At 63.4% G+C, this 8458-nt stretch carries 6 protein-coding genes and 2 pseudogenes; 4 read left to right on the forward strand and 4 right to left on the reverse strand.

Annotated elements, in window-relative coordinates:
* Window position 1 precedes the first annotated feature (1 nt).
* The 3 genes and pseudogenes from B5483_RS20595 to B5483_RS20610 form a co-directional block, all read left to right on the forward strand.
* A complete protein-coding gene (locus B5483_RS20595; protein ID WP_079731789.1) occupies window positions 2-1402 on the forward strand; it encodes a sensor histidine kinase in 1401 nt (466 codons plus the stop codon).
* A gap of 97 nt (window positions 1403-1499) precedes the next feature.
* A complete protein-coding gene (locus B5483_RS20600; protein WP_079731790.1) occupies window positions 1500-1715 on the forward strand; it encodes a hypothetical protein in 216 nt (71 codons plus the stop codon).
* Window positions 1716-2547: 832 nt separating this feature from the next.
* A pseudogene (locus tag B5483_RS20610) lies at window positions 2548-2697 on the forward strand (DUF1993 family protein); the annotation flags it as partial.
* 73 nt (window positions 2698-2770) lie between these two features.
* Here the strand turns inward: B5483_RS20610 and B5483_RS20615 are convergent.
* Window positions 2771-2914, reverse strand: a pseudogene (locus B5483_RS20615) (LysR family transcriptional regulator); the annotation flags it as partial.
* Window positions 2915-3125: 211 nt separating this feature from the next.
* On the opposite strand from B5483_RS20615, the gene B5483_RS20620 reads away from it, so the two are divergent.
* The gene (locus B5483_RS20620) at window positions 3126-4832 is read left to right on the forward strand and encodes an acyl-CoA dehydrogenase family protein (RefSeq protein ID WP_079731792.1); all 1707 of its coding nucleotides are present in this window, start codon (window positions 3126-3128) and stop codon (window positions 4830-4832) included.
* 78 nt (window positions 4833-4910) lie between these two features.
* Here B5483_RS20620 and B5483_RS20625 read toward each other — a convergent pair whose 3' ends face one another.
* From B5483_RS20625 to B5483_RS20635, 3 genes are read right to left on the reverse strand one after another with little or no spacing between them, the layout of a single operon-like run.
* Window positions 4911-5999, reverse strand: a complete 1089-nt coding sequence (locus B5483_RS20625; protein ID WP_079731793.1) for an NAD(P)-dependent alcohol dehydrogenase — start codon at window positions 5997-5999, stop codon at window positions 4911-4913.
* Complete coding sequence (locus tag B5483_RS20630; RefSeq protein ID WP_079731794.1) at window positions 5996-7483, reverse strand: aldehyde dehydrogenase family protein; 1488 nt, start codon at window positions 7481-7483, stop codon at window positions 5996-5998. The genes B5483_RS20625 and B5483_RS20630 overlap by 4 nt, the downstream gene beginning before the upstream one ends.
* 14 nt (window positions 7484-7497) lie before the next feature.
* Complete coding sequence (locus B5483_RS20635) at window positions 7498-8289, reverse strand: alpha/beta fold hydrolase (protein WP_079731795.1); 792 nt, start codon at window positions 8287-8289, stop codon at window positions 7498-7500.
* Between the last annotated feature and the right edge of the window lie 169 nt (window positions 8290-8458).

The raw sequence follows: 8458 nt of genomic DNA on the forward strand, positions 1-8458 counted from the left end.
CTTGCGCCGGTTGTTCTTCCTGCCCCGCTCGACGATTGCGCGTCTGGTCGCGATGCTGGTCATCGCGCAATTCGCCGCGACCGCCGGAATCCTCTACTTCGTGCGCCTTTCCTCACAGGAAACGCTCCTGAGCGAGCAGAAAGCCGTCGTCGCCGAGCTGCGGGACGGACTGCTCGCGGAATACCGAAAGGAAGGCAAGCCCGCCCTCGTTGCCGCCATTCGCGACCGGCTGCAGTTCCCGCAGTCGGGCATACCCGTGATCCTCCTTCTCAACCCGGACGGCACCGTCGCTGCGGGCAATCTCGACAACTGGCCGCCGGTTATCGGGGAGACGACCGACTGGACGACGCTGACCCTGTACCGAAAGGACGCCACGGCACCGGAAGCCATGGCATTTTCTGCCAGCACGCTGCGGGACGGGTCGCATCTGCTGACCGGGCATGTCATCGAAAGCGGCCTGCAGTTGCAGAAGATCAATGATGAAGCCCTGTTCGCAGCGGCATTGCTCGCCTTGCCCATTTCGCTCCTGATCGCGCTTCAGGTCGGGCGAAGCATCGCCAGGCGGATCGCCGCGATCGCCAGAACGGCCGAGGCGATCGGTGCGGGCGATCTCTCCCACCGTGTCCCGCTCAACGGCACCCACGACGCCTTCGACCGGATGGGAGCGGGCATCAACGAGATGCTCGAGCGGATAGAGCTGCTCGTCGAGGAACTGAGAATGGTGACCGACGGCCTCGCCCATGACCTGCGGTCGCCGGTGACCCGGCTCAAGTCGCATATCGAGCAAGCCTTCGCCGATACCCGCGATCCGGAAGACCTGGCGGTCTTCGAAAAGATTTCCGCCGAAGCCGACACCCTGCTGCGCATGCTGACGACAGCCTTGCAGATCAGCCGGGCCGAGGCCGGCATCGGCCGCGAACGCTTCGAGACCGTCGCCCTGGGCGACCTGCTGGAGGATCTTGGCGAAATCTACGGTCCCTCGGTCGAAGACTGCGGCTTTGGCCTTGAGACAACGGTCCCGGTCCCCATCGCGATTTCCCTGCACCGCGATCTCATCAGCCAGGCGCTCGGCAACCTGATCGAGAACGCCTGCAAATATGCCCGCGGAGGAACCACCATCCGCCTCAGTGCACGCAAGGACGATAACGCCGTCGTGCTCACGGTATCGGACGATGGCGTCGGCATTCCCGCCGAGTTGCGCGACATTGCCCTGCGGCGTTACAGCCGCCTCGATCCCGCGCGACACAAGCCCGGAGCCGGCCTCGGTCTGGCCCTCGTCGCATCCACGGCCAGATTGCATGGTGGAACCTTCACCCTGGAAGACAACCAGCCTGGCCTGCGCGCGGTGATCAGGCTTCCGGTGCACGGCACGGATGGCGACACCGTGCCCCCGCCAACATGACGAAGATGTAATCTGCAGGAAATGCTGCGGACGGGATGCGGGGTCTAACAGGGGTTTCGACAGGCAATGACGCCACGTCGAAACTGGAGTTCAAGACATGAAGACCCGTTCATTCGTCACTGGTATTGTTGGCGCCCTGATGATCGCCGCCCCGGGTCTTGCCGTCGCTGCGACCGCAAGCACGGCGAGCCACACCAAGGCCGCCACCGCAAGCTGCAAGGGCCTCACCGGCAAGGCGCTGAAGACCTGCAAGGCGAACATGACCCACAAGAGCGCAACGAAGCAGTCCGCGCCCAAGTCGACGGCCAAGTAATCCTGCCCCATCGGAGCACGACAGTCGCTGGAGCCCCCTCGCTCCGGGAAGCCTTGACGCAAGCCCCGATCGACAGGCTTTCGAACGACTTTCGTGCTCCGCTTAACAAAGAAATCCATGCCCACAGCCGATTGAGGCCCAGTCGGTTGGCGACAACCGGCAACACTTTGCGAAAAAGCCGTCCCAGATCAGGACCTTGCCTCAAAGGGACTATCTTCGCAGTTGCAAAAGAAATAATGCTGCAGTGCAGTTGATTGGAGGTCTGGCACCCGGCCAAGTCAAAGATCCGACTGCCGACTCCAACACCAAACTCAGGCCCGGCATCGCCCGGGCCTTTTTCATTACGCACCAGGCGGCAACGACGTCAGTTTCCAATCTCATACTCATCCGCAACTGAGGGTCGGCAGATTGGCGCCCTGCGATAGAGTCCATCATAAGCGCCGCGCGCGCCATCGGGTCGGTACCGGAGAAGCGCCTTGGCAGACGGCTCGCCCGGCTCTCTACCACCGTTCGGCCTCGTTCAGGCAATCACCCTCATCGGGCTCTCGGATATCGCGCCGAAGTTTGTCTCGGTGGATGATCTCGTTGCCTCGATGCTCACGGACACCAACGCTGCGGTACCGGGGCAGAATGATCGTACTGCTCGAGCAAGACCTAATCGAACGGTACCCCGATGCGACGGACACACGTCGAACATTCATGCGTTTGACGCCGGATGCTCTTTCGAAGATGGAAGAGTTATTCAGCCGGCAGTCATTCCCAGGCATGTCTTTGACATGCCGACCGAAACAAGCTGATCGCAAGTGTGTATGGACCGATCGAAGGAACTGTGGTGAAACTGTCCGACATTCTCGTTCCAACCTATATCCAGATGTTGAAGGCTCTTTCGGCCTGGCTCCGCAAGGCTGAATTGCAAATGACCGATGGCGCAGCGGAGCGCCTTCTGTCCGCGCAACTTGCCCCTGACATGTTCCCGCTGGCTCCAGTTCCAGCGCCCGCGTCGTAGGGACGATGCCATCCTGTACCTTGACGAAAAGGTCATCACCGAAATGCTTGCGCAAACGCGCCAGCGCATGACTGATGGCGCTTTGGCTCCGGCAGAGTTCCTCGGCCGCCCGGGAGACATTGCGATGTTTCAACAGTGCATCGAAGACGACAATGAGATTGAGGTCCAGAACCCGGTAGCGCTCGCTCAGCATTCCACCTCCCCGTCAGGCGCGGCACTTGGTGCCTAACTCTTTCAGGATACTCCCTGGTGCGCCTTCGGATAAGAAAGTGTCCGGCTTACCGGTAGAAGGCCACTCCCTATCGCTGACCGACATGCACGGCGTCGATCACCCTAATGCATAGTGCGAGCGTGACTTGCATTCGTGGCCCGAGCAGCCGTGCATTCATTTTTCGGGGAATGAAATGCCAGGATATAGCCACCAAGCCGCCCGACTTCAGCGTCATCTGGAGATTGCGCCCTTCATCGATGAACTGCTCGAGGCGAGCGGCGGGACCGGCGACATGGACTTGTGGCAAATGGTCGTCGAGGAAGCCAGCCGTCTTTCAGAAGGCGTAGTCGCGCCAATCGACTCGCAACTGGACCAGGCCGGGCTGACGATGGAAAATGGCCGTGTGCGGACGATCCCGGCACATGGGCATGCGTGGCAAGCCTATGTGCAGGCAGGCTGGCTCACAGCGGATGTTCCTGCAGATCAGGGTGGGCAGGGCCTCCCCCTCGCGGTGCTTTCCGCCTGCGAGGAGCTCATGAATCGCGCCTCTCCGGCATTCATGATGCTACCCACCGCCGTCCGCTGCGCGACAGCCCTGCTTCATGACGCAGCGGACCCTGCAGTTTATCAGGCCTGGCTACCGCATCTCACCGCTGGCAGCTGGACCGCGACCATCTGCATCTCCGAGCCCGATGCCGGTTCTGACGTCGGGCGGATCCGGACATCGGCAGCCCTCGGGGCGGACGGCATCTGGCGCGTCACGGGAGAAAAATGCTGGATTTCCTACGGTAGCCACGACCTTGCGGAACGGATCGGTCATTGCATTCTTGCACGGACGTCGCCTGCTCCCGGCGTACGCGGCCTCAGCCTGTTCCTGGTCCCCGATCGTGCTGCCACAGGCGAACCGAACGGCGTCGTGTTGCGCCGCATCGAGGAAAAAATGGGCCTGCATGGTTCACCGACCTGTGCGATCGGCTTTGAGGATGCGCACGCGACCCTGCTTGGAAAGGAGGGCGCCGGCCTCCAGCACATGTTCCGCATGATGTCGGCGATGCGGCTCTCGTGCGGTCCGCAGGGAACGGGAGTCGCAAGCGGCTCCTTCCACGTCGCCCTGGACTATGCCCGCGAGAGGCGCCAGGGCGGCGATCCTGTTACTCCGCCCGTTGCGATAGCAGAGCATCCCGATATTCAACGACTCCTGCTCAGCATGGCCGGGAGAATCGAAGCGGCGCGTGGCCTCAATATCGCGGCGGCCGCCGCGCTGGACGTGGCAGGCCTCCATGCCGACCAGGCAGTCCGGGACGATCAGCTTGCGCTGGCGCAGTGGCTGCTCCCCATCGTCAAGGACGGGGCTGCAAGGCTGGCATTCGAGATATCCAGCGACGCCATGCAGGTGCTCGGCGGCGCAGGTTATACGCGGGAATGGCCGATCGAGCGCCATCTGCGCGATTCGCGGGTTTTCTCCATTTATGAGGGCACCAGCGGCATTCAGGCGATCGACCTGCTGGAGCGTCGGCTCAAGCGGGAAAAGGGCAGAGGTCTGCGGATTTTCCTCGACCTCGCCCGGCGCGAGCCTGGTGGAGGCCAGGCCTTCGATGCGGAGTTGCAGCATATCCTGGCCATGCTGGAACGAACCAGCGGCATGCTCGCACAATGCGATGGACGCACCTCGGCCGCTGCCGCGACGCCATTCCTGCGGCTTGCTACAATCGCCGCGCATGCCTGGATTGCCGCGAGGATATTGCGGCTGGCGGGAGATGACGCGACCGGCCGTTCGATGAAGGCTGCGGCGTCGGCATTCATGTCGGACGCACGGCATCTGGCGGACCTGGAGGCGGCTCGCGCATCAGGCCCCGACACGGTGCTTGATGATTTTCCCCGGCTCTATTGCGAAGGCTGATCGTCGAAATACCATCACCCGCCCTCAAGCGGCTGGTGATGGTATGGATCGTTTGGACACCGTTCGTCCGGCGGGACATCAGGCCTCCATGACAAGGACCGGCTTGATCACCTCGCCGGAATCGGAGGCTTGCATCGCCTCTTCAGCCGCCTCGAATGGATAGAATCTGATGATCTTCTCCAGCGGCAACCTGCCCATGCGATAATGTTCGACGAGGGCAGGCAGGAACAGGGATGGATCGATGCCGCCTTCCACCACGCCAATGATCCGGCGGCCGCCCGACATGATTGCCGACGGGCTTACGGAAAATGCTGCGCCAGGCGGATAGGCACCCACCAGCGCGAGCGTGCCTCGGCCAGCCAGTCGATCGAACGCCGGTTCGAGCAGGGCAACGGCACCGGTCGTATCGACGATATGATCGAAGGGGCCCGCCAGCGCGGCAATGTCGGCTGCAATTTCCGTGGCGCCAAGCTCCTGGCCGACTTCTAGCCGGTGGGCGTGACAGTCGAGGAGCGCGATCCGCTGCGCGCCGGCAATCTTCCCGGCCATGACGGCGGACAGGCCGACCGCGCCTGCCCCCAGGACCGCCAGCGACTGTCCGGGCTGCACCTGCAAGGTTTCCAGCACGGTGCCAGCGCCCGTCTGGACGCCACACCCCAGCGGCGCGAGGGTCGCCAGCGGCAGTTCCTTGTCGATCCGCACCATGTTGCGGATGTCGACCAGGGCATGGGATGCGAAGGCGGATTGGCCGAAGACCCGGGCCGATATGGGTTCTCCGTTGCGCCGGATACCCGGTGCGCCATCCTGAGGACCCAGGCCAAAGTTCAGCGCGAAAAAGGCGTCGCAATAGCCTGGCTGATGGTTCGAACATGCATGGCAATGGCCGCAGCTGGCAAAGCTGAGCAGCACATGGTCACCCGGCTGGAAGGGCCCCGCATCCGGGCCGATCGCCTCGATCACGCCCGCGCCTTCATGGCCGAGAATGGCCGGAAACGGCACGGGGATGGCGCCCTGGCGCATCACGGCATCGGTATGGCAGACACCGCAGGCATGCAGCTTGACCCTCGCCTGGCCCGGCCCCGGGGGATCCATGACCAGCTGCTCGATCGAGAAGGGCGCGCCGGGCGCATCGAGGACCGCCGCGGCAATTTCGACCACACCGCTCATGAGCCAACCTCCTCATGCGGGCCTATATTCGCCAGGGGAACCGAGTTCACCACATGGGCCTGGGTATATTCATGCAGGCCAGCCAGGCCGAGCTCGCCACCGATGCCGGACTGCTTTGCCCCACGGAAGGGAATGGACGGATCCATGGCCAGATGCTGGTTGATCCATACGGTCCCGGCATCGATGCGGGCGGCGATCTCCCGGGCGCGGGCCTCGCTGGACGACCAGATGGTCGCAGCCAGGCCATAGATGGAATCATTCACCCGGCTGATCGCATCGTCGAGATCCCGATAGCGCAGGACCGGCAGGACAGGCCCGAACTGCTCCTCGCTCACCAGCGGATCACTGTCGTCCTGGGCCGCCACGATGGTCGGCGCGATAAAATAGCCGAGCCGGTCCAGCGCGGCACCACCGGCCAGAATGGTCCCGCGCGTCCGCGCTCCGTCCAGCAGCGCCTTCACCTTCTCGAACTGCATTTCGTTCTGGAGCGGTCCCATCATGCTGCCGGGCACGGCTCCATCGTCAACCACCGTAGCACCGGCCAGGCGCACCAATTCCGCGCAGAATTCATCATGCAACGCCTCGGGAACATAGACGCGCTTGATCGCGACGCAGACCTGGCCTGCATTGGCCATGGCACCGGCGAAGACCTTACGCGCCGCCACGATCGGGTCGACATCATCGAGGACGAGGGCGGCATCATTGCCGCCAAGCTCCAGCGTGACCCGCTTTACTCCTTCCGCCGCTGTCGCCATCACCTTGCGCCCGGTCGCCGTCGACCCGGTGAATGCGATCTTCGCCACCCCTGGATGTCCAACCAGAAGAGATCCGAGGTCGTTTTGATCACAGATGATGTTGACGACGCCCGCTGGCAGGATCGCCTGGCACAGTTCGCCCAGCAACAGGGTGGTCAGCGGCGTGGTGGGCGCTGGCTTGATGACCAGCGTGTTGCCGGTAATGAGCGCCGGCCCGAGCTTGTTCATGAGCAGGATGAGCGGGAAATTCCACGGCGTGATGGCAGCGACTACGCCGAGCGGCCGACGGTGCTCGACGACATGGCTGCCCTCCCGGTCTCGCAGCACTCTTGTTTCGGCACGCATGCCCGCAAAGGCGCGCAATGTCCCGACGCTGCCCAGCAATTCCATATGCGCCTGGGCCAGTGGCTTGCCCTGCTCGCGTGTCAGCAACGCAGCAAGATCCTCCAGTCGGCTTTCCATCGCGTCGGCGAGGCGTAGCAGAAGGGCGGCGCGCTCCTCGACAGGGCTGGCCGACCAGCCGCTAAAAGTCCGCCCGGCCGCCAGGACCGCGCGATCCAGCATCGCCTCGTCGGCCTTCGGGCAATGGGCGAAGGGCTGGGCGGTGGCCGGATTGATGACCGGAAAGGTCGAAACGCCGTCCACGAGCGCCCCGTCGATGAGGAGCCTGTAGGCATGGCCGGCTGCCGCAGCGGTGCTGCCCGTCTCGAGCGAGATTGTCCCAGTCATAGCGATGTCTCCCATCAACGAAGGGCCTTGCGCAGAAAATTGGTTACGGCCGCGTTGAAGACCGGCGCATTCTCGATCGGCGAGAGATGGACCGCATCGGGAACGACCAGCAACTCTGCGCCTGCGATTGACGCGGCCATGGCTTTAGCGCCCTCGACAGCCACCGGCAGATCATCGGCCCCAGCGACGACGAGCGTCGGCTGCCGGATATGCTCGAGCCGGTTCCGGAGGTCGACGTCGCGCAACAGGGCGCACGACCCCGCATAGCCGTCGACCGACATGGCCTGCATGACCGCAACGTGGTGCTCGACTTCGTCGCGATGGGCGCTGCGGAATGTCTCGCCAAGCCAGCGTTCGATCGTCTCCCGGCCAATGCCCTCGAGCCCCTCGCTCCGCGCCCGGTCGATGGTCTCGTCCCACATCGTCTTGTTGGGAATGAATGTCGTCGTATTGGCAAGGACGAGAGCGTCGACTCTTTCCGGCGCCTCAGCGCCAAGCCACATGCCGGTCATCGCCCCTTTTGACAGGCCGACAAAAGCGGCATGCGCGATGCCGAGTGCGTCCAATATGCTCAGCGCATCGGCACCCAGCATGGCGTTGGAATAGGGCCCGGACGGCGCGTCCGATTGTCCATGTCCGCGGCTGTCATAACGTATAACGCGGAAATCAGCGACGAGTTCGGCCGCAAGGCTGTCCCAGATCGACAGGGTGCTGCCCAGCGAATGGCTGAGCAGCACGGCCGGCGCGTTCGTCCAGCCCTCCACTACCACATGCAGTCGCGTTCCATCATGACTGTTAACGATCATGCCTCATCTCCTTCAATATGCCCGAAAACATCAATGATGCGGCAGTCATCGGGCTGATGGCTGCCGCATCGCGTTTCAGTTCCGGAAGGTGGCGGTGATCCCGACGGTCCTTGGACGCAGCGTGACGCCCCGGAAGTAGTTGGCCGCCGGGGCGTCCTCGTAGCGCGCG

The sequence above is a fragment of the Novosphingobium mathurense genome (genome assembly GCF_900168325.1).
GTDB lineage: Bacteria > Pseudomonadota > Alphaproteobacteria > Sphingomonadales > Sphingomonadaceae > Novosphingobium > Novosphingobium mathurense.